The organism is Micromonospora sp. WMMD1128 (genome assembly GCF_027497235.1).
In the GTDB taxonomy this organism is placed as follows: domain Bacteria; phylum Actinomycetota; class Actinomycetes; order Mycobacteriales; family Micromonosporaceae; genus Micromonospora.
Window position 1 is genome coordinate 644,315 of the sequence record NZ_CP114902.1, and the last position, 17,290, is coordinate 661,604.

At 70.5% G+C, this 17,290-nt stretch carries 23 protein-coding genes and 1 pseudogene; 11 read left to right on the top strand and 13 right to left on the bottom strand.

The annotated features are described in order from the left end of the window. The first annotated feature begins 14 nt into the window (after positions 1-14). From O7602_RS03175 to O7602_RS03195, 5 genes are all read left to right on the top strand, one after another. The gene (locus O7602_RS03175) at positions 15-464 is read left to right on the top strand and encodes a hypothetical protein (protein ID WP_281586734.1); all 450 of its coding nucleotides are present in this window, start codon (positions 15-17) and stop codon (positions 462-464) included. An 88-nt stretch (positions 465-552) separates the two neighbouring features. Next, positions 553-1,314, top strand: coding sequence for a peptidase E (locus O7602_RS03180; protein WP_281586735.1), 762 nt, complete (start codon positions 553-555; stop codon positions 1,312-1,314). Between the two features lie 11 nt (positions 1,315-1,325). Beyond that, a complete protein-coding gene (ychF, locus tag O7602_RS03185) occupies positions 1,326-2,411 on the top strand; it encodes a redox-regulated ATPase YchF (protein ID WP_281586736.1) in 1,086 nt (361 codons plus the stop codon). A 64-nt stretch (positions 2,412-2,475) separates the two neighbouring features. After that, on the top strand, positions 2,476-2,760 hold the full coding sequence (locus O7602_RS03190) for a hypothetical protein (protein ID WP_281586737.1): 285 nt from the start codon (positions 2,476-2,478) through the stop codon (positions 2,758-2,760). Beyond that, entirely contained in the window at positions 2,742-3,155 is a 414-nt protein-coding gene (locus tag O7602_RS03195) for a hypothetical protein (protein ID WP_281586738.1), read from the top strand. The genes O7602_RS03190 and O7602_RS03195 overlap by 19 nt, the downstream gene beginning before the upstream one ends. A 158-nt stretch (positions 3,156-3,313) precedes the next feature. On the opposite strand, the pseudogene O7602_RS03200 reads toward O7602_RS03195, so the two are convergent. The 4 genes and pseudogenes from O7602_RS03200 to O7602_RS03215 all read right to left on the bottom strand — a co-directional run. Then, a pseudogene (locus O7602_RS03200) lies at positions 3,314-3,451 on the bottom strand (GntR family transcriptional regulator); the annotation flags it as partial. Between the two features lie 353 nt (positions 3,452-3,804). Continuing rightward, positions 3,805-4,206 carry an arsenate reductase ArsC gene (locus O7602_RS03205; protein ID WP_281586740.1) on the bottom strand — a complete coding sequence of 134 codons (402 nt, stop codon included), beginning with the start codon at positions 4,204-4,206 and terminating at the stop codon, positions 3,805-3,807. Beyond that, positions 4,203-4,940, bottom strand: a complete 738-nt coding sequence (locus O7602_RS03210) for an aquaporin (RefSeq protein ID WP_281586741.1) — start codon at positions 4,938-4,940, stop codon at positions 4,203-4,205. Before O7602_RS03210 ends, O7602_RS03205 begins: the two co-directional genes overlap by 4 nt. Further along, positions 4,937-5,293 (bottom strand): metalloregulator ArsR/SmtB family transcription factor, encoded by a 357-nt coding sequence (locus O7602_RS03215; RefSeq protein WP_281586742.1) that lies wholly within the window; start codon positions 5,291-5,293, stop codon positions 4,937-4,939. Before O7602_RS03215 ends, O7602_RS03210 begins: the two co-directional genes overlap by 4 nt. Positions 5,294-5,369: 76 nt before the next feature. On the opposite strand from O7602_RS03215, the gene O7602_RS03220 reads away from it, so the two are divergent. Continuing rightward, positions 5,370-5,810 carry an ArsI/CadI family heavy metal resistance metalloenzyme gene (locus tag O7602_RS03220; protein ID WP_281586743.1) on the top strand — a complete coding sequence of 147 codons (441 nt, stop codon included), beginning with the start codon at positions 5,370-5,372 and terminating at the stop codon, positions 5,808-5,810. 118 nt (positions 5,811-5,928) lie between these two features. On the opposite strand, the gene O7602_RS03225 is transcribed toward O7602_RS03220, so the two are convergent. Continuing rightward, positions 5,929-6,510, bottom strand: coding sequence for a Uma2 family endonuclease (locus O7602_RS03225; RefSeq protein ID WP_281586744.1), 582 nt, complete (start codon positions 6,508-6,510; stop codon positions 5,929-5,931). A 230-nt stretch (positions 6,511-6,740) separates the two neighbouring features. Between O7602_RS03225 and O7602_RS03230 the strand changes: the two genes are divergently transcribed. The 4 genes from O7602_RS03230 to O7602_RS03245 all read left to right on the top strand — a co-directional run bounded on the left by O7602_RS03230 (position 6,741) and on the right by O7602_RS03245 (position 9,899). Then, positions 6,741-7,259, top strand: a complete 519-nt coding sequence (locus O7602_RS03230; protein WP_281586745.1) for a ribbon-helix-helix protein, CopG family — start codon at positions 6,741-6,743, stop codon at positions 7,257-7,259. Positions 7,260-7,329: 70 nt separating this feature from the next. After that, positions 7,330-8,169 (top strand): DUF4097 family beta strand repeat-containing protein, encoded by an 840-nt coding sequence (locus O7602_RS03235; RefSeq protein ID WP_281586746.1) that lies wholly within the window; start codon positions 7,330-7,332, stop codon positions 8,167-8,169. Between the two features lie 12 nt (positions 8,170-8,181). After that, the gene (locus tag O7602_RS03240) at positions 8,182-9,117 is read left to right on the top strand and encodes an ATP-binding cassette domain-containing protein (RefSeq protein ID WP_281586747.1); all 936 of its coding nucleotides are present in this window, start codon (positions 8,182-8,184) and stop codon (positions 9,115-9,117) included. Next, complete coding sequence (locus tag O7602_RS03245) at positions 9,114-9,899, top strand: ABC transporter permease (RefSeq protein WP_281586748.1); 786 nt, start codon at positions 9,114-9,116, stop codon at positions 9,897-9,899. Before O7602_RS03240 ends, O7602_RS03245 begins: the two co-directional genes overlap by 4 nt. Before the next feature lie 27 nt (positions 9,900-9,926). Here the strand turns inward: O7602_RS03245 and O7602_RS03250 are convergent, their stop codons facing one another. From O7602_RS03250 to O7602_RS03270, 5 genes are read right to left on the bottom strand one after another with little or no spacing between them, the layout of a single operon-like run. Further along, entirely contained in the window at positions 9,927-10,421 is a 495-nt protein-coding gene (locus O7602_RS03250; RefSeq protein ID WP_281586749.1) for a GNAT family N-acetyltransferase, read from the bottom strand. A gap of 10 nt (positions 10,422-10,431) precedes the next feature. Then, positions 10,432-11,163 carry a class I SAM-dependent methyltransferase gene (locus O7602_RS03255; RefSeq protein WP_281586750.1) on the bottom strand — a complete coding sequence of 244 codons (732 nt, stop codon included), beginning with the start codon at positions 11,161-11,163 and terminating at the stop codon, positions 10,432-10,434. Positions 11,164-11,204: 41 nt separating this feature from the next. Further along, a complete protein-coding gene (locus tag O7602_RS03260) occupies positions 11,205-11,921 on the bottom strand; it encodes an ElyC/SanA/YdcF family protein (RefSeq protein ID WP_281586751.1) in 717 nt (238 codons plus the stop codon). Between the two features lie 27 nt (positions 11,922-11,948). Next, positions 11,949-12,311, bottom strand: a complete 363-nt coding sequence (locus tag O7602_RS03265; protein WP_281586752.1) for a PH domain-containing protein — start codon at positions 12,309-12,311, stop codon at positions 11,949-11,951. Positions 12,312-12,342: 31 nt separating this feature from the next. Next, positions 12,343-12,651, bottom strand: coding sequence for a 4a-hydroxytetrahydrobiopterin dehydratase (locus O7602_RS03270; RefSeq protein WP_281586753.1), 309 nt, complete (start codon positions 12,649-12,651; stop codon positions 12,343-12,345). Positions 12,652-12,838: 187 nt separating this feature from the next. Between O7602_RS03270 and O7602_RS03275 the strand changes: the two genes are divergently transcribed. Then, positions 12,839-13,279, top strand: coding sequence for a (deoxy)nucleoside triphosphate pyrophosphohydrolase (locus O7602_RS03275; protein WP_281586754.1), 441 nt, complete (start codon positions 12,839-12,841; stop codon positions 13,277-13,279). Between the two features lie 77 nt (positions 13,280-13,356). Here the strand turns inward: O7602_RS03275 and O7602_RS03280 are convergent, their stop codons facing one another. The 3 genes from O7602_RS03280 to O7602_RS03290 are packed head-to-tail and all read right to left on the bottom strand — an operon-like array spanning position 13,357 to position 17,172. Then, the gene (locus O7602_RS03280) at positions 13,357-14,427 is read right to left on the bottom strand and encodes a succinate dehydrogenase/fumarate reductase iron-sulfur subunit (RefSeq protein ID WP_281586755.1); all 1,071 of its coding nucleotides are present in this window, start codon (positions 14,425-14,427) and stop codon (positions 13,357-13,359) included. Continuing rightward, positions 14,427-16,340 carry a fumarate reductase/succinate dehydrogenase flavoprotein subunit gene (locus O7602_RS03285; protein ID WP_281586756.1) on the bottom strand — a complete coding sequence of 638 codons (1,914 nt, stop codon included), beginning with the start codon at positions 16,338-16,340 and terminating at the stop codon, positions 14,427-14,429. The genes O7602_RS03280 and O7602_RS03285 overlap by 1 nt, the downstream gene beginning before the upstream one ends. Positions 16,341-16,350: 10 nt before the next feature. Next, positions 16,351-17,172: a hypothetical protein gene (locus O7602_RS03290; protein WP_281586757.1), complete on the bottom strand. Its 822-nt coding sequence runs from the start codon at positions 17,170-17,172 to the stop codon at positions 16,351-16,353. Between the last annotated feature and the right edge of the window lie 118 nt (positions 17,173-17,290).

Here is a 17,290-nt window from a genome sequence, read left to right on the forward strand (position 1 = left end):
GAGGTGCGGGGCATATGCGATCGGGGCGAGCACGAATCGACGCCGCGGTGGTGCAGGGCTTCTACGACCGGATGCGGGCGGTGGCACCGGCCGCCTACGGCGCGATCGAGCGGGACCGGGCCGGCGACCCCGGGCGGCCCTTCGCCGACACCGCCTGCGGGCGCCTGGCCGGTTCCCTCGACCCGGCCGGGCTGCGTGCGCTCGGCATGTGGGCGCACCACTGGTGCATGCGCTTCTACGACGACGACACCCGCGTCGGCCTGCGCCTGGTCCGGGAGATCGCCGCCCGGTCCGGCCTCGGCTGGACCGTCGACGAGGTGCGCTGGCTGCTCGACCAGTCGCACACCAGCAAGGCCGCCGCGCACCGGTTCACCCTGCCGCTCGCCGCGGCGGCGGAGCTGCCGCCCGACGCGCGGCCCGCCGCGGTGACCACCGACGACCACCGGCATCTGCCCGTCCGCTGACCGGTGCCGCCCCCGGCGGGCCGAAGCGGCGGAGTCGGCGTCGGGCGGGGCACAATGATCGCCACCGTCTTCAGCCGGAAGGACGCCCGTGCCCGCCTCCGAACCGACAATCGTCGCCACCAGCATGGGTTACGTCAGCCGGCGTCGTGGCCCGTGGGACGCCCGGCCCAGCCAGCTCTTCGACCACATGGCCGAGCTGGCGCGGGCCGGCGACACGCCCCGGGTCTGCTATCTCGGCCAGGCCGTCGGCGACCAGCCCACCGGCCTCACCGTGTTCTACGGCGCGTTCGCCGGCACCCGGTTCCGTGCGTCCCACATGGCGCTCTACCCGATGCCGAACGTCGCGGACGTACGCGCCCACCTGCTCGCCCAGGACATCATCTGGGTCGGCGGCGGCAGCGTGGCCAACCTGTGCGCGGTGTGGCAGGTGCACGGCCTGCCGGAGATCCTGCACGAGTGCTGGCAGGCCGGCGTGGTGCTGGCCGGCGTCTCCGCCGGCTCGATCTGCTGGCACGTCGGCGGCGCCACCGACAGCTACGGCCCGGACCTGCGGCCCTTCACCGACGGGCTGGCCTGGCTGCCGTACGGCAACGGCGTGCACTACGACAGCGAGGAGCAGCGCCGGCCGCTGATGCACCGGCTGGTCGCCGACGGCACGCTGCCGACCAGCCACTGCACCGACGACGGCGTCGGGCTGGTCTACCGGGGCACCCGGATGGTCGAGGCGGTGGCCGACCGGGCCGGCGTGGCCGCGTACGAGCTGGTCCGCGCCGAGGACGGCACGGTGCGGGAGACGCGGATCGAACCCCGGCTGCTGCCCACCGGGCCGGACGGCCGACCGACCGCGTAAGCTGGCTCGTCGTGAGTCTCACCATCGGCATCGTCGGCCTGCCCAACGTGGGCAAGAGCACCCTGTTCAACGCGCTTACCAAGAACGACGTGCTCGCCGCGAACTACCCGTTCGCCACCATCGAGCCGAACGTCGGCGTGGTCGGGCTCCCCGACGAACGCCTGGGCAAGCTCGCCGAGATCTTCTCCTCGCAGAAGGTGCTGCCGGCGCCGGTCTCGTTCGTCGACATCGCCGGCCTGGTCCGGGGCGCCTCCAAGGGGCAGGGCCGGGGCAACGCGTTCCTGGCCAACATCCGCGACGCCTCGGCGATCTGCCAGGTGGTGCGCGCCTTCTCCGACCCGAACGTGGTGCACGTCGACGGCAAGGTCTCCCCGGCCGACGACATCGAGACGATCAACACCGAGCTGATCCTGGCCGACCTCCAGACGCTGGAGAAGGCGCTGCCCCGACTGGAGAAGGAGGCCAAGCTCCGCAAGGACCGGGCCGCCGCCGTCGAGGCCGCGAAGAAGGCCGCCGAGGTCCTCGACAACGGCATCACCCTGTACGCGGGCGCCGCCGCCGCCAAGGTCGAGCTGGAGCACCTGCGCGAGCTGCACCTGCTCACCACCAAGCCGTTCATCTACGTCTTCAACGTCGACGAGGCCGAGCTGGGCAACGCCGCGTTCCTCGACGAGCTGCGCGCCCTGGTCGCGCCCGCCGAGGCGGTCTTCATGGACGCCAAGATCGAGTCGGAACTGGTGGACCTGCCCGAGGACGAGGCCCGCGAGCTGCTGGAGTCGATCGGGCAGTCCGAGCCGGGGCTGGACCAACTCGTCCGGGTGGGCTTCCGGACGCTCGGGCTCCAGACGTACCTCACCGCCGGCCCCAAGGAGGCGCGGGCCTGGACCGTGTCGATCGGGGCGACCGCGCCGGAGGCTGCCGGGGTGATCCACAGCGACTTCCAGCGCGGCTTCATCAAGGCCGAGGTGGTCTCCTACGACGACCTGGTCGCGGCCGGATCGATGGCGGCGGCGAAGGCCGCCGGCAAGGTCCGGATCGAGGGCAAGGAGTACGTCATGCAGGACGGCGACGTGGTGGAGTTCCGCTTCAACGTCTGATTCCGGTTCGGCGTCCGCCGCGCAGGTCGTGGCATCTTTCCTACTCGTTTGACACACTGTGGTGATGAGTGAAGCGGCCTACGGCATCGGCGAAGGACCTGCGACGCGGGTGAGCCTGTCGCTGCCCGAGGGGACGGCTGAGGCGATCCGGGCGCGGGTGGGCAAGCGGGAGTTCTCCGCGTTCATTGCCGAGGCGGTCGAGCGGGAGCTGCGCGGCCAGGTGCTCGACGAATACCTGGCCGACTACGAGAGCCGTAAGGGGCCGGTCTCCGAGAAGGCTCGCCAGCGGGCGCGGCAGGTTTTCGACGAGGTGTTCGCCGAGGAGAACGAGTGGCCCGTCGCAAGCTGATCCACGAGGGGACGCTCGTCCTCGACAGCGAAGGGCTCTCGAAGCTGCTCTCCGACGACGAGCAGGTGGTGGCACTGATCGCCGAGGCGCGCTCGCGTGGCATGGAGGCCGTGATCAGCGCACTCACCATCATCGAGGTCGCTCATGCCCGCACGAACAAGACTCGCCTGAACTGGGTGCTTTCCGGATTGCGAGTGATTCCAGTTGGCGACGAGGAAGCAAGGGCGGCGTCGAAGCTGCTGATGGATGCCGGTCTGCATGGGCACAAGTACGCGATTGATGCGGCAGTCGCCGAGGCGGCGTTGCGACAGCATCGCCCTGTGGCCATGTTGACTTCCGGCATCGACGACATGGCCAAGCTCTGCGGCGACCGTGTCCGGCTTGTATCGGTGTGAGCTCTCGCAAGGGCGTCGTCGGTCGAGCGCGCGACGTTGCGCGGTACGCAACCCGGTGGAGTTCCGCTTCAACGTCCAGATTCCGGCCTTTTCCGCAGGTCAAGAGGCTGAATTCTCGCCTTGGGTTGTGGTGCTCGGGAGCACGAAAACACCCCGGTCTACTCAGCGACGAACACGCCTACGCCGGGCAGCGTCTCGGTCATGCCCTTGATCCGTAGCACCTGCATGGCGCGGTCGATCACGGGCTCGGTCACGCCGTAGTGCCCGATCAACTCTCGCCGACCGGGCAGCTTGGCGGCAGTGCTCGCCTCCCGTGGATTGTCGCCCACCAAAGCCCAACTGATCATGAAGTTGGCGGCGCCAGATGTTACCGCTAACTTCATGATCAACGGGTCGCGAAGACGGCAGCCGTGAGCACCAACACCACGAGCACCAGGAGCGATACCACCACCGTCGCCATGCCATCGACGCTACGGCATGCGCGCCAGCTCAGGGTGACCCGAGACGGCTGACCGTTTCCTGGTGCGAGATCTTGGAAGCGGAAGGCCCCTCCAGGGGCCAATTTCTTCCAAGGTCTACCTGAACCGCCGGACCGGTCGAACGACTCACCGCCGGGGGATCGGCCAGGCCGGCCGCACGTCGCCGAGGACTACGAGCGGAGGTCGTCGACGAGCTTCTGGACCCGGGTACGGATGTCGTCGCGCACCTGACGGACGACGTCCAGGGGCTGGCCGGCGGGGTCGGTGAGCGTCCAGTCCTCGTAGCGCTTACCGGGAAACACCGGGCAGGCGTCGCCGCATCCCATGGTGACGATGACGTCGCTGGCTTCGGCCGTATCCCAGGTGAGCTTGGCGGGCGTCTGGTCGGTGATGTCGATGCCGACCTCGCGCATGGCCTCGACGGCGACGGGGTTGATCCGGTCGGCCGGCTCGCTGCCGGCGGAACGGACCTCGACGGTGTCGCCGGCGAGGTGACGCAGCCAGCCGGCGGCCATCTGGGAGCGGCCGGCGTTGTGGACGCAGACGAACAGGACGCTGGGCTTGTTGCTCATCGGGCTTCGGCCTCCGGGGCGAGGTGGGGCACGACCACGGCGTCAGCCGTGTCGGCGGCGTGCGGGTACCAGACGGCGAGGGCGGCGGTGGCGACCAGGCCGCCGACGAGCTGGGCGGCGACGAAGCCGGGCACGGACGCCGGGGCGATGCCGGCGAAGGTGTCGGTGAAGGCTCGGCCGATGGTGACGGCCGGATTGGCGAACGACGTCGACGAGGTGAACCAGTAGGCGGCCCCGATCCAGGCGCCCACGGCGGCCGGCGCGGCGGCGGTGCGGCCGGATCGGGCGAGGGCGAAGACCAGGAGGATCAGGCCGGTGGTGGCGACCACTTCGGCCAGCCACAGATTCCCTCCGGCCCGGCCGGTGCGCGACCAGGCCACGGCCGGGAGACCGAACATCAGGTCGGCCAGCACCGCGCCGGCGATGGCACCCACGGTCTGGGCGACGGCGTAGACGGCGAGGTCCCGGCCGGTGAGGCCGGTGCCGGCGCGGCGACCGAGCCACCAGTCGACGGCGGAGACGACCGGGTTGAAGTGCGCCCCGGACACCGGCCCGAAGATCAGGATCAACGCACCCAGCGCCAGGGCGGTGGCGATCGCGTTCTCCAGCAGTTGGAGACCGGTGTCGGCGGGGGAGAGCCGGGCGGCGGCGATCCCGGAGCCGACCACGGCGGCGACGAGCAGGGCGGTGCCGGCGAACTCCGCCGAGGCCCGCCGGGGCAGGGCGAGGCTCACGCGACGGTGCCGGTGGGGGCGGCGGAGATGTCGAGCAGCGCGCCGAGCTGGCGGAACGCCTCCGGCCGCACCCGGTACCACACCCACGTGCCGCGGCGCTCCGAGTCGACCAGGCCAGCCTCGCGCAGCACCTTCAGGTGGTGGGAGATGGTCGGCCCGGAGAGGTCGAACGCCGGGGTCAGGTCGCAGACGCACATCTCGGGCACCGAGGCGATCATCGACATCAGCCGCAGCCGGACCGGGTCGCCCAGGGCCTTGAACATCGGCGCGACCACCGCCGCCTGCTCGGCATCCATCGGGCGGACCGCGATCGGGGAGCAGCAGGCCACCACCGGCAGGTCTTGTTTCGACATGCCTCTAGGTTGACAGAATTCAAAACAGGGTGCAACGTGGGTCTTGCTTCGACAAACATCTAATTCGGAGGCACCCATGTCCCGTGTCCAGCTCGCCCTCCGCGTGTCCGACCTCGAAGGCTCCGTGGCCTTTTACGCAAAGCTCTTCGGCGTCGAGCCGGCGAAGCGTCGCCCCGGCTACGCCAACTTCGCGATCGAGAATCCGCCCCTGAAGCTCGTCCTCCTCGAAGGCGAGGGCGACCAGCCCACCGTCATGGACCACCTGGGCGTCGAGGTGGCGAGCACCGCCGAGGTCAACGCCGCGACCAGTCGCCTCCCCGACTCCAGCCTGATCACGCTTGAGGAGAACGACACCGAGTGCTGCTACGCCCTCCAGGACAAGGTCTGGGTACGCGGCCCCGGCAACGAGCCGTGGGAGGTCTACACCGTCAAGGCCGACTCGGCTCAGTTGGACAAAGCCACCGAGAGTGCGTGCGGCACCCCGGCCACCAGCGGAGCCGCCTCCACCTGTTGCTGATCGTCACGCCCGTGCGCGCCCGCCTCCGATCGGAAGGCGGGCGCGTGGCGCTGTGGGCGCACGGGGCAGGTGCACCGCTCCAGGGGCGACGCCATGGCCTGCTCGGCGACGGCGCCCCTCAGCGACTGCGGCCGGGCACCAATCCCAGCAGATCGATCTTGACCGCAAACGGCGTCGCGGTGTGTAGTTCGCGTCGATGGATTCCGGTCGGTGCATACGACCGAGTGGGGCTGTCGATCTCGTAGGTGTGGACCACCGGTGATCCGTCCTCGTCCTCGACCCGCCAGTAGTTCGCGATACCCGCTTCCGCGTACTTGCGCAGCTTGACGCTGCGGTCCCGATGCGCCGACTCGGGCGAGACCACCTCCACGACCAGGAGCGTCTCCTCGGGCGTGTAGAAGGTGCGGGACGGGTCGTAGGGCGCCGTCGTGGCAAGTAGATCGGGCTCGGGGCGATTCCATCTGTCGAGCCGGATCGTGATCTCCCGGTCGACCTCGACGCCGGTCGGTGCCTGCTCCGTCAGGGCGTTCACCAGCGCGGTGACCATCCGGGCGTGCCAGACCCGTTGGGGAGACATCATGAAGACGAGTGCTCCGTCGATGAGTTCGGTGTGACGCGGTGCTTCGGTGAGCTGGTCCAAGTCCTCGGAGTACCAGCCCTCCGGGCGAGGCGGGCGCATCCACTCGGGCACCGCAGTCATGACCTCATGCTAGCGCTCGGCAACGGCCCGGCCTGCGCGCTCATCCTGCCGGCGTGCCGGATGGGCAATGCCAGCGTTGCGGCACCGGCGAATGCCGCCGTGGCCTCACGATGACGCCACGGAATGGACGACGTTTGAGCAGCAACGATTCCTTGCACCGATGTCACCGCGTGCCAAAGTGATGCCATCTAGGCTTGCCGTGGTGCCATCCTGTGTGCCACAGTAGTGCCATGGACTTGACCTCGTATGTGAGCAACCTCGGGCGGGAGTTCGCCGCCCTCGCCGAAGCCGGCGGTGAAGAATCGCGTGCGCTGGTCGAGCGCCTGACCGGGCCGCTGGAGTCGGCGATCCGGATGACCCTGCTGGACGCGCTGTCGGCCGCCGCCGACGAGATCACCCGGGAACTGGCCCCGGGCTCGGTGGAGCTGCGCCTGCGCGGCCGGGACCCGGACTTCGTCGTCACGGTGCCGCCCGCCGAGCCGCTTCCCGCCGCGACCGGGGACAGCGCGGCGCCCGACATCGACCTGCCGATCGCCGAGGACGGTCCGGTCGCCCGGATCAACGTCCGCATGCCCGAGCAGCTCAAGGCCGCGGTCGAGGAGGCCGCGGCGGCGGAGGGACGATCGGTCAACGCCTGGCTGGTCCGGGCCGCCGCCGCCGGCCTGCCCCGGGCCGACCGGGAGTCGCGTCCCGAGCCGCGTCACGGCGGCAAGCGGTCCCAGCAGCGCCTGACCGGCTGGGTGCACTAGACCACACCGCACCTCTCACGTCCCCCTGACCTGCGGGGACGACCCAACGACCCGGAATGCGGGGACAACCATGCCTGTTTTCGACACGCCCGAATCGATCACCGTCACGATGGACCTCGGCGTCGCCGCCGTGTGGATCGCCGCCGGCGACCGCGCCGACACCGTGGTGGAGGTCCGCCCGAGCAACGCCGCCGACGAATCCGACGTCCAGGCCGCCGCGCAGGTACGCGTCGACTTCGCCAACGGCGCGCTCCAGGTCACCGGCCCGAGGCGCGCCTTCGACTTCTCGAAGAAGAGCCGGTCGGTGGACGTCTCGATCGAGCTGCCGAGCGACTCCCAGCTCTCCGCGCACCTGCTGATGGGCGGCGTCAGCGGCACCGGCCGGCTCGGTGAGACCCAGGTGAAGACCACCGGCGACGTCCGGCTGGAGCGGACCGGGCCGCTGCGCCTGCACACCGGTGTCGGCCACGTCGCCGTCGACGGGGTCACCGGCGACGCGGAGATCTCCACCGGCTCCGGCACGGTCCGGGTCGGCGCGGTCGAGGGCGCCGTGGCGGTCAAGAACTCGAACGGCAACACCACGATCGACGCGGCCAGCGGCGACGTGCGGGTGCGCAACGCGAACGGCGCCGTCGAGGTCACCCGCGCGGGCGCGGGCGTCGACGCGAAGACCTCCAACGGCGGCATCCGCGTCGGCGAGGTGGCGCGCGGCTCGGTCGTGCTCCGCACGGCCATGGGCGACCTGGACGTCGGGGTCGCGCCGGGCACCGCCGCGTGGCTGGAGGTCAACACCGGCTTCGGGCAGGTGCACAACCTGCTGGAGAACACCGCCCGGCCCGGCGACGCCGAGGAAACCGTCGAGGTGCGCGGCAGCACCTCCTACGGCGACATCACCATCCGCCGGTCCTGAGGGAGGCCAACCATGACCACGAACCAGATTGCCGTCACCGGGCTACGGAAGTCGTTCGGCGACCACGTCGTGCTCGACGGCATCGATCTGCGCGTACCCGAAGGAACGGTCTTCGCGCTGCTCGGCGCGAACGGCGCGGGCAAGACCACGACGGTGCGGATCCTGTCCACGCTGCTCGCCGCCGACGGCGGCGAGGCCCGGGTCGCCGGGCACGACCTCGCCCGCGAGCCGGACGCGGTGCGCGCCGCGATCGGCGTCACCGGGCAGTTCTCCGCGGTGGACAAGCTGCTCACCGGCGCGGAGAACCTGCGTCTGATGGCGGACCTGCACCACCTGCGCCGGGACGAGGGCCGGCGGCGCGTGGCCGGGCTGCTCGACCGGTTCGACCTGACCGACGCGGCCGGCAAGCCGGCGTCCACCTATTCCGGCGGGATGCTGCGTCGGCTCGACCTGGCGATGACGCTCGTCGGCAACCCGCGCGTGATCTTCCTGGACGAGCCGACCACCGGGCTGGACCCGCGCAGCCGCCGCGACATGTGGCAGATCGTCCGCGACCTGGTGGCCGACGGCGTCACCATCCTCCTGACCACGCAGTATCTGGAGGAGGCCGACGAACTGTCCGACCGGATCGCGGTCCTGGACCACGGCCGGGTGGTCGCCGAGGGCACGGCCGAGGAGTTGAAGCGCCGCATCCCCGGCGGGCACGTCCGGTTGCGGTTCGCCGACCCGCAGCGTCTCGACCAGGCGGTACGGGTGCTCGACCGGGTCACGCGCGAGCCCGACGCGCTCGCCCTGCGGGTGCCCGGCGACGGCAGCCTGCGCTCGCTGAAGGCTCTGATCGGCCGGCTCGACGACTGTGGCGTCGAGGTCGACGAGTTGTCCGTGCACACCCCCGACCTCGACGACGTCTTCCTCGCCCTCACCGACCGGAAGGTGACCACGCCATGAGCACCGCCGCCCTCAGATTCCACCCGCTGCGCGACTCGGCGACGATGCTGCGCCGCAACCTCCGGCGCATGCTGCGCTACCCGTCGATGACCGTGATGCTCGTCGGGATGCCCGTGGTCTTCCTGCTGCTCTTCGTCTACGTGCTCGGCGGCACGCTGGGGGCCGGGCTGGGCAGCGGCGGCGGGCGCGCCGAGTACGCCAACTACGTGGCGCCGGCGATCATCCTGATGACCGTGGCGGCCACGGTCCAGGGGACCGCGATCTCGATCGCCATGGACATGACCGAGGGCATCATCGCCCGGTTCCGCACCATGCACATCGCCCGGGTGTCGGTGCTGACCGGCCACGTCCTCGGCAGCATGATCCAGGCGGCGATCAGCCTGACCGTGGTGATCGGCGTGGCGTTGCTCGTCGGCTTCCGCCCCACCGCAGGTGCGGCCGGTTGGCTGGGCGCGGTCGGTCTCCTCGCGGCGGTGACGTTCGCGCTTGTCTGGTTGGCAGTCGCGCTCGGCCAGGTGAGCGAGAGCGTCGAGACGGCGAGCAACCTGCCGATGCCGCTGATCCTGCTGCCGTTCCTCGGCAGCGGGTTCGTGCCCACCGACTCGATGCCGGCCGGCCTGCGCTGGTTCGCCGAGTACCAGCCGTTCACCCCGATCATCGAGAGCCTGCGCGGGCTGCTCATGGACGAGCCGATCGGGCACGACGGCTGGATCGCGCTCGGCTGGTGCGCCGTCATCGCGCTCGGCGGCTACCTCTGGTCGAGGCGGCTGTTCAACCGCTAGACCCGGCGCGAAACCCCCGGTCCGCCGTCAGCGGATCCGGGGGCTCCGCCGTTCGATGAGCGTGACGTCCCGCCAGAGGCCGTGGTGACGGCCGATCCGCTCCCGGGTGCCGACCACCCGGAACCCGCAGGCCGCGTGCAGGGCCAGGCTCGCGGTGTTCTCCGGGAACACGCCGGACTGGATGGTCCAGACGCCGTCCGCCTCGGTGGAGGCGATCAGCGCGTCCAGCAGCATCCGGCCGACGCCGTGACCCCGCGCCTCGGGGTGCACGTAGACGGAGTGCTCGACCACCCCGGCGTAGACGCACCTGTCGGAGACCGCCGAGCAGGCCACCCAACCGAGCACCCGCCCGGACGGGTCGAGCGCCACCCACCGATGGCCGGGCAGCCGGCCGGCGGTGAACCGGTCCCAGCCCGGCGGCTCGGTCTCGAACGTGGCGTCGCCCTCGTCGATGCCGAGGCGGTAGATCTCCAGCACGGCGTCGGCGTGCGCGTCGTCCATCGCGGCAACGGTGACCGTCATCGACGGGACGCTACCGGAGGCGGTAGACGGAGATGTGCGCGCGGCTGTCCGCGTCGAACGGCGTCCGGTCCCAGTCGGCGTACCGCTCGGCGAGGTGGAGGCCGGCCCGTTCCGCCATCTCGTCGATCTGCTCCGGCCAGGCGTAGCGCATGGCGAACGGGTGCAGGTGCACGCCCTCGGCGTCGAACGTGATCGTCTGTCGCACGAACGTCTGCGCCGTCCGGTCGTACCTGTGCATCCGGATGGTCGCCGAGTCCTCGGTCACGTCGCGGACCTGGACCTGCTCGTCCCGGTCGAAGCCGGCGGGGTCCGGCACGAAGGTCTCGATGACGAACGCCCCGCCCGGGGCCAGCACCCGGGCGACGTTGCGGAAGCACGCCGCCTGACGCTCCGCGTCGACCAGGTTGAACAGCGTGTTGAAGACCAGGAAGACCAGACGGTACGGCCCGGGGACGGGCACGTCGGCCATGTCGCCGATGGTGACCGGCATGTGCTCGCCGCCCGGCTTGGCGCGCAGCCGCGCCACCATTTCCGGGGACGCCTCCACGCCCTCCACGGTCAGCCCGCGGGCGGCCAGGGGCAGGGCCACCCGGCCGGTGCCGACGGCCAGTTCGAGCACCGGACCGCCCTCGGCCAGCGGCGCGAGGAAGTCGACCGCCGGTGCGGGGTCAGGATTGCCAGGACTGTCGTAGGTTGCCGCCCAGAGTCGGCCGAAGTGACCGGGATCGTCGAAGACTGACATCACGCCAGCAGACCAGCGACCGTCCCCGGTGGACAACCGGATTACCGCGCCCGCAGCGCGTCGTCCACCCCGGTCTCCCGGCGGCCCAGGTGGACCGGATCCCGCCCGGACAGCACGTCCACCGTGGCCTTCACGCTGGCGCCGTACTCCCGGGTGGCGCTGATCCGCCACTGCCCGGCGTAGCGGCGGACGGTGTCGTCCCCGACGCCGTCGGCCTCGACGCCGACGTGCCGGCAGAGCGCCACCGCGCGGGGCAGGTGGAACGACTGGGTGACCACGGTGGCCCGCCGCACGCCGAAGACCCGCCGGGCCCGGACGCACGAGTCGTAGGTGTCGAAGCCGGCGTGGTCGAGCACCACCTTCTCGGCCGGCACGCCCCGCTCGACGAGCCAGCGGCGCATCGCGTCCGGCTCGTCGTAGTCCCAGTTCATGTGATCGCCGGAGACCAGGATCGCCTTGACCTTGCCGGCGGTGTAGAGCTGGCGGGCGATGTCCAGCCGGGCGGCCAGGAACGGCGACGGGGTGCCGTCGGGCTCCACCTTGGCGCCGAGCACCAGGGCCACCGGCGCTTCCGGCACGTCGGCGGCGGTGAACACGTGTCCGCGGGCGTCGGCGCGGATCCAGGCGACGCTCGCCGCGGTTGCCGCGGCCAGCAGCACCACGCCGGCCGCGGCGACCAGGACGAGCCGGCGGATCAGGCGTACGGCCCGCCGGTGGGTGGCGCGCCAGGCGCGCCAACGTGCGATCAGCCCCCGCATGGCGGCGATTGTGTCACGACCGGCCGGTCAGGAGATGTGGTGCAGGATGACGTTGTGTACGTGGTGGCTCTTGTCCGCGCCCCGGAACTCCACCTCGTAGGTGTGCGCGCCGACGTGCACGGCGATTGACCCGGTGGAGAAGAACGAACCACCCCAGGACTTGTTGCTCACCACGCTCACGCTGGTGATCTTCGAGTACGGGATGCTCGTGATGGCGTACCGCTTGCCGACGAAGGAGCGGTCCTGGATGATCACCCGCCGGTCGGTCAGGCCGATGAAGCCGGTGCCGGTGCCGACGGCGTCGTAGACGGCGATGATCTGCTCACCGGGCAGCAGCCCACTCTGGATCTGCTGGAACTGTTCCTTGCGGTCGTACGTCGGGCCAGACATGCCCTAGACGGTAGGGCAGGCGTGCCAGCGCTCAGTGCTCGGTGACCGCCCGGACCGCGTCCTCGATGCGCGCCGCCAGCAGCACCTCACCCTCGGTGAGTGGCTCGCCGTCGTCGTGCCCCAGCCGGATCTGGGTGTGGTCGGCCCGGCGGCTGATCTCGGGGCGCAGGCGCAGGGCGTCGGCCACCACGGCCACCCGCTCGGTGAGCGCGGCGTGCTGGGTGTCGTCGAGGACCAGCGTGCGGCGGATCTGCTCGCCCTCGCGCGTCCACCCGGACAGCAGGTCGAGTGCGTCGCTGAGGTAGTCGTGCTTCGCCCGGCTGCTGAACAGCACGCGCATCACCGCACCTCCCAGGCGTCGTTGTTGCCGGCTTGTGGCCAAATCGTCGCCATCCCGTGTCCCAGTCGACGCCCTCTAGTCTGTCGTCGCACAGATGGTGTGTCCACGCCCACACTTCCGTGTTCTGCTGGCCTGATGGCCGACTCAGCTACCCAAACCGCCGATTGATCTGGCACGCTGGTGGCCCGTGCGGACCGAACGGTGTAGCGAGGGCGGGCAGGCCGACCGGCGGGAGCCGAGAGTGGTCGTCGGAGCGGCGATCATCGTGGCGGGCCGGGTCCTCGCCTGCGAACGTTCTTCGCCGCCCGAGGTGGCGGGCCGGTGGGAGTTCCCCGGCGGCAAGGTCGAGCCGGGGGAGACCGAGACCGACGCGCTGGCCCGGGAGTGCGCCGAGGAGCTGGGCGTCCGGGTCGCGGTCGGCGCGCGGGTCGGTCGGGACGTGCGGATGGCGCACGGCCGGTCCGTCCTGCGGATCTACGCGGCCCGCCTGCTCCACGGCGACCAGCCGACCGCCCTGGAGCACGCCGAGCTGCGCTGGCTCTCCGCGGCCGAGCTGGACAGCGTCGCCTGGCTGCCGGCCGACGTGCCGATCGTGCCCGCGCTGCGCCCCCTGCTCGCCGAATCCTGACAACCGGACAGCAGGTCGGAAACGGGACGGGGGCCGGCGGCGTGTGCCGCTGGCCCCCGTCATCGTCGTGCCGCTGCTCAGTGCTTCGGCTCGTCCTGCTGCGGGTGGGCGAAGTTGAGGTGCTCCGCCGGCAGCGGGAACTCCACGTCGTCGCCGAACGGCGACGGCGCGGCGGCCCGGTCGAAGGTCAGCTCGGTCAGCGGCAGCCGGCCGCTGGCGTCGACCGCCGGGGCCGTCGGGTGCGGCACCTCGCGCTGCCAGTTGACGCCCTGCTGCGCCTGGCGCTCGGCATCGCTGTCGTGGGAGCCGCCGGCGTGCGAGTGCACCCCGCCGTGGGCCGCGCCGGCGGTCACCGCGCCGCTCGAATGCCCGCTGGTCGCGCTGGTCTGAGGCACCTGACCCCTCCGGAAGATCTTGTTACCGAGCCATACGAGGGGATCGTACCTGCGGTCGACGACCCGTTCCTTCATGGGGATGATCCCGTTGTCGGTGATCTTGATGTGCTCGGGGCAGACCTCGGTGCAGCACTTGGTGATGTTGCAGAAGCCGAGGCCCATCTCGGACTGCGCGTACTCCTTGCGGTCGGTGCGCGCGTCGAGCGGGTGCATGTCCAGCTCCGAGGCCCGGATGAAGAACCGGGGACCGGAGAACGCCTGCTTGTTCTCGTCGTGGTCACGGATCACGTGGCAGACGTTCTGGCAGAGGAAGCACTCGATGCACTTGCGGAACTCCTGCGAGCGCTCGACGTCGACCTGCTGCATCCGGTAGTCACCGGGCGCCACGTCCGCCGGGGGCGCGAACGCCGGCGTCTCCCGGGCCTTCTCGTAGTTGAACGAGACGTCGGTGACCAGGTCCCGGATCACCGGGAAGGTGCGCAGCGGGGTGACCGTGACGGTCTCCGCCTCCTCGAACGTCGACATCCGCGTCATGCAGCCCAGCCGCGGCTTGCCGTTGATCTCCATCGAGCAGGAGCCGCACTTGCCGGCCTTGCAGTTCCACCGGCACGCCAGGTCGGGCGCCTCGGTGGCCTGGAGCCGGTGGATCACGTCGAGGACGACCTCGCCCTCGTTCACCTCGACCGTGTAGTCCTTCAGGTCGCCGCCGGTCTCGTCGCCCCGCCAGATGCGGAACTGGCGCTTACTTCCCATCAGTTGTTCGCCTCCTCGGTGAGGGCGTCGAACTCGGCGAGTTCCTCGTCGGTCAGATACTTGGACAGCTCGGCCCGGTCGAAGAGCCCGATCAACTCCGGCCGCATCGTCGGCAGCGGTTTGTGGGTCAGCCGGACGGCGTCACCGTCGAGCGAGCAGACCAGGTTGACCCGCCGCCACGTCGGGTCCATCGCCGGGTAGTCCTCCCGGGTGTGGCCGCCGCGCGACTCCTGCCGCTCCAACGCCGCCTTCGCGGTGCACTCGGACACCACGAGCATGTTGCGCAGGTCGAGCGCCAGGTGCCAGCCCGGGTTGTAGCGCCGGCCGCCGACCGCGCTCACCTTCGCCACCCGTTCCCGCAGCTCGGCCAGCCGGCCCAGCGCGTCGGCCAGTTCGCCCTCCCGCCGGATGATGCCGACCAGGTCCCCCATCACCACCTGGAGATCCTGCTGGAGCTGGTAGGGGCTCTCGCCGGTGTCGCGCTGCAACGGCGCCAGCGCCGTCTCCACCGCGGCCTCCACCGCCGCCACCGACACCGCCGGGCGTGCGCTGAGCCCGTCGGCGTACGTCGCGGCGTGCCCGCCCGCCCGCTTGCCGAAGACCAGCAGGTCGGACAGGGAGTTGCCGCCGAGCCGGTTGGAGCCGTGCATGCCACCGGAGACCTCACCGGCGGCGAAGAGCCCGCGTACGGTGCCCGCCGCCGCGCCGGTGTCGGGGTCCACCTCGACACCGCCCATCACGTAGTGGCAGGTCGGCCCGACCTCCATCGGCTCCTTGGTGATGTCGACGTCGGCCAGCTCCTTGAACTGGTGGTACATCGACGGCAGCCGGCGGCGGATCTCCTCCGCCGACTTGCGGGAGGCGATGTCGAGGTAGACGCCGCCGGCCGGCGTACCCCGGCCCTCCTTGACCTCGGTGTTGATCGCCCGGGCGACCTCGTCGCGGGGCAGCAGCTCCGGCGGACGCCTGTTGTTGTCCGGGTCGGTGTACCAGCGGTCCGCCTCCTCCTCCGTCTCCGCGTACTGCTTGCGGAAGACGTCCGGGACGTAGTCGAACATGAACCGCTTGCCGTCGGAGTTCTTCAGCACGCCGCCGTCGCCGCGCACCGACTCGGTGACCAGGATGCCCTTCACCGAGGGCGGCCAGACCATGCCGGTCGGGTGGAACTGGAGGAACTCCATGTTGATCAGCGTGGCCCCGGAACGCAGCGCCAGCGCGTGACCGTCACCGGTGTATTCCCAGGAGTTCGAGGTGACCTTGTAGGACCGGCCGACGCCGCCGGTGGCCAGCACCACGGCCGGCGCCTCGAACAGGACGAACTCGCCGGACTCCCGGTAGTAGCCGAACGCCCCGGCGACGCGGTCGCCGTCGAGCAGCAGCTCGGTGATCGTGGTCTCGGAGAAGACCCGGATCCGGGCGTCGTAGCTGCCGAACTCGCGCTTGTCCTCCTGCTGGAGAGAAACGATCTTCTGCTGGAGCGTGCGGATCAGCTCCAGGCCGGTCCGGTCGCCCACGTGCGCCAGGCGCGGATATTCGTGGCCGCCGAAGTTGCGCTGCGAGATCTTGCCGTCCTTCGTCCGGTCGAACAGCGCGCCGTACGTCTCCAGCTCCCAGATCCGCTGCGGCGACTCCTTGGCGTGCAGTTCGGCCATCCGGAAGTTGTTGAGGAACTTGCCGCCCCGCATGGTGTCCCGGAAGTGCACCTGCCAGTTGTCCCGCGAGTTCACGTTGCCCATCGCCGCCGCGGCGCCGCCCTCGGCCATCACCGTGTGGGCCTTGCCGAACAGCGACTTCGAGATGATCGCGGTCTTCTTACCGGCCAGCCGGGCCTCGATCGCCGCGCGCAGGCCGGCGCCGCCGGCCCCGATCACGACGACGTCGTAGTGGTGTCGTTCGATTCGCGTCTCAGTCATGTCCAGGCTCTCAGTTGATGAACCGCAGGTCGTTGAACCAGCCGGCGGCCACCGCCATCACGTAGAAGTCGGTGAGCGCCAGGGTGCCCAGGGTGATCCAGGCGAGCTGCATGTGCCGGACGTTCAACCACGACACGCCGGTCCACGCCTTGTAGCGCACCGGGTGCTTGGAGAAGTGCTTGAGCCGGCCGCCGATGATGTGCCGGCAGGAGTGGCAGGAGATGGTGTACGCCCACAGCATCACCACGTTCACCAGCAGCACGATGTTGCCCAGGCCGAAGCCGAAGCCCTCCGGGGAGTGGAAGGCGTAGATCGCGTCCCAGGTGTTGATCAGCGAGATGATCGCGGCGGCGTAGAAGAAGTAGCGGTGCAGGTTCTGCCCGAGCAGCGGGAACCGGGTCTCACCGCTGTAGGAATCGTGCCCGTCCGGCACCGCGCAGGCCGGCGGCGACAGCCAGAACGACCGGTAGTAGGCCTTGCGGTAGTAGTAGCAGGTCAGCCGGAACAGCAGCAGGAACGGCAGGGTCAGCGCCGCGTCCGGGATGATCCACCAGCCGGGCAGGAAGCTGCCGAAGTGTGAGGAGCCCTCGACGCACCGCTCGGTCACACAAGGTGAGTAGAACGGCGTCAGATAGTGGTATTGGTCGACCCAGTACCACTTGTGCATGAAGACCCGGACGGTCGCGTAGATGACCCAGGCACTGAGCCCGACGACGGTGATCAGTGGCGCGAGCCACCAGCGGTCGGTCCGCAACGTCTTCGCCGCGATGGCGGCACGCGCCCGCGCGCCCCGCGGCTGCGACCTCGGCGCCCTGGCCGACGTAGTTGTCATTTCGAGTCATCTCCCTGACGTCACTGTCACGTCCTGCGCACACGCGGGACCACGCCCCGAAACCGGCGCGGTCAAGTGACACACGTTACGCCGATCTTCACGGCCCGGCCGCGCAACG

Excerpts from the sequence above, each read along its gene's own strand:
- O7602_RS03255 (WP_281586750.1), bottom strand. The coding sequence starts at position 11,163 with ATGTCAGTCTTCGACGATCCCGGTCACTTCGGCCGACTCTGGGCGGCA.
- O7602_RS03220 (WP_281586743.1), top strand. The coding sequence starts at position 5,370 with ATGTCCCGTGTCCAGCTCGCCCTCCGCGTGTCCGACCTCGAAGGCTCC.
- O7602_RS03270 (WP_281586753.1), bottom strand. The coding sequence starts at position 12,651 with ATGCGCGTGCTGTTCAGCAGCCGGGCGAAGCACGACTACCTCAGCGAC.
- O7602_RS03285 (WP_281586756.1), bottom strand. The coding sequence starts at position 16,340 with ATGACTGAGACGCGAATCGAACGACACCACTACGACGTCGTCGTGATC.
- O7602_RS03230 (WP_281586745.1), top strand. The coding sequence starts at position 6,741 with ATGGACTTGACCTCGTATGTGAGCAACCTCGGGCGGGAGTTCGCCGCC.
- O7602_RS03225 (WP_281586744.1), bottom strand. The coding sequence starts at position 6,510 with ATGACTGCGGTGCCCGAGTGGATGCGCCCGCCTCGCCCGGAGGGCTGG.
- O7602_RS03260 (WP_281586751.1), bottom strand. The coding sequence starts at position 11,921 with ATGCGGGGGCTGATCGCACGTTGGCGCGCCTGGCGCGCCACCCACCGG.
- O7602_RS03235 (WP_281586746.1), top strand. The coding sequence starts at position 7,330 with ATGCCTGTTTTCGACACGCCCGAATCGATCACCGTCACGATGGACCTC.
- O7602_RS03265 (WP_281586752.1), bottom strand. The coding sequence starts at position 12,311 with ATGTCTGGCCCGACGTACGACCGCAAGGAACAGTTCCAGCAGATCCAG.
- O7602_RS03250 (WP_281586749.1), bottom strand. The coding sequence starts at position 10,421 with ATGACGGTCACCGTTGCCGCGATGGACGACGCGCACGCCGACGCCGTG.
- O7602_RS03215 (WP_281586742.1), bottom strand. The coding sequence starts at position 5,293 with ATGTCGAAACAAGACCTGCCGGTGGTGGCCTGCTGCTCCCCGATCGCG.
- O7602_RS03190 (WP_281586737.1), top strand. The coding sequence starts at position 2,476 with ATGAGTGAAGCGGCCTACGGCATCGGCGAAGGACCTGCGACGCGGGTG.
- O7602_RS03205 (WP_281586740.1), bottom strand. The coding sequence starts at position 4,206 with ATGAGCAACAAGCCCAGCGTCCTGTTCGTCTGCGTCCACAACGCCGGC.
- O7602_RS03245 (WP_281586748.1), top strand. The coding sequence starts at position 9,114 with ATGAGCACCGCCGCCCTCAGATTCCACCCGCTGCGCGACTCGGCGACG.
- O7602_RS03240 (WP_281586747.1), top strand. The coding sequence starts at position 8,182 with ATGACCACGAACCAGATTGCCGTCACCGGGCTACGGAAGTCGTTCGGC.
- O7602_RS03290 (WP_281586757.1), bottom strand. The coding sequence starts at position 17,172 with ATGACAACTACGTCGGCCAGGGCGCCGAGGTCGCAGCCGCGGGGCGCG.
- O7602_RS03175 (WP_281586734.1), top strand. The coding sequence starts at position 15 with ATGCGATCGGGGCGAGCACGAATCGACGCCGCGGTGGTGCAGGGCTTC.
- O7602_RS03280 (WP_281586755.1), bottom strand. The coding sequence starts at position 14,427 with ATGGGAAGTAAGCGCCAGTTCCGCATCTGGCGGGGCGACGAGACCGGC.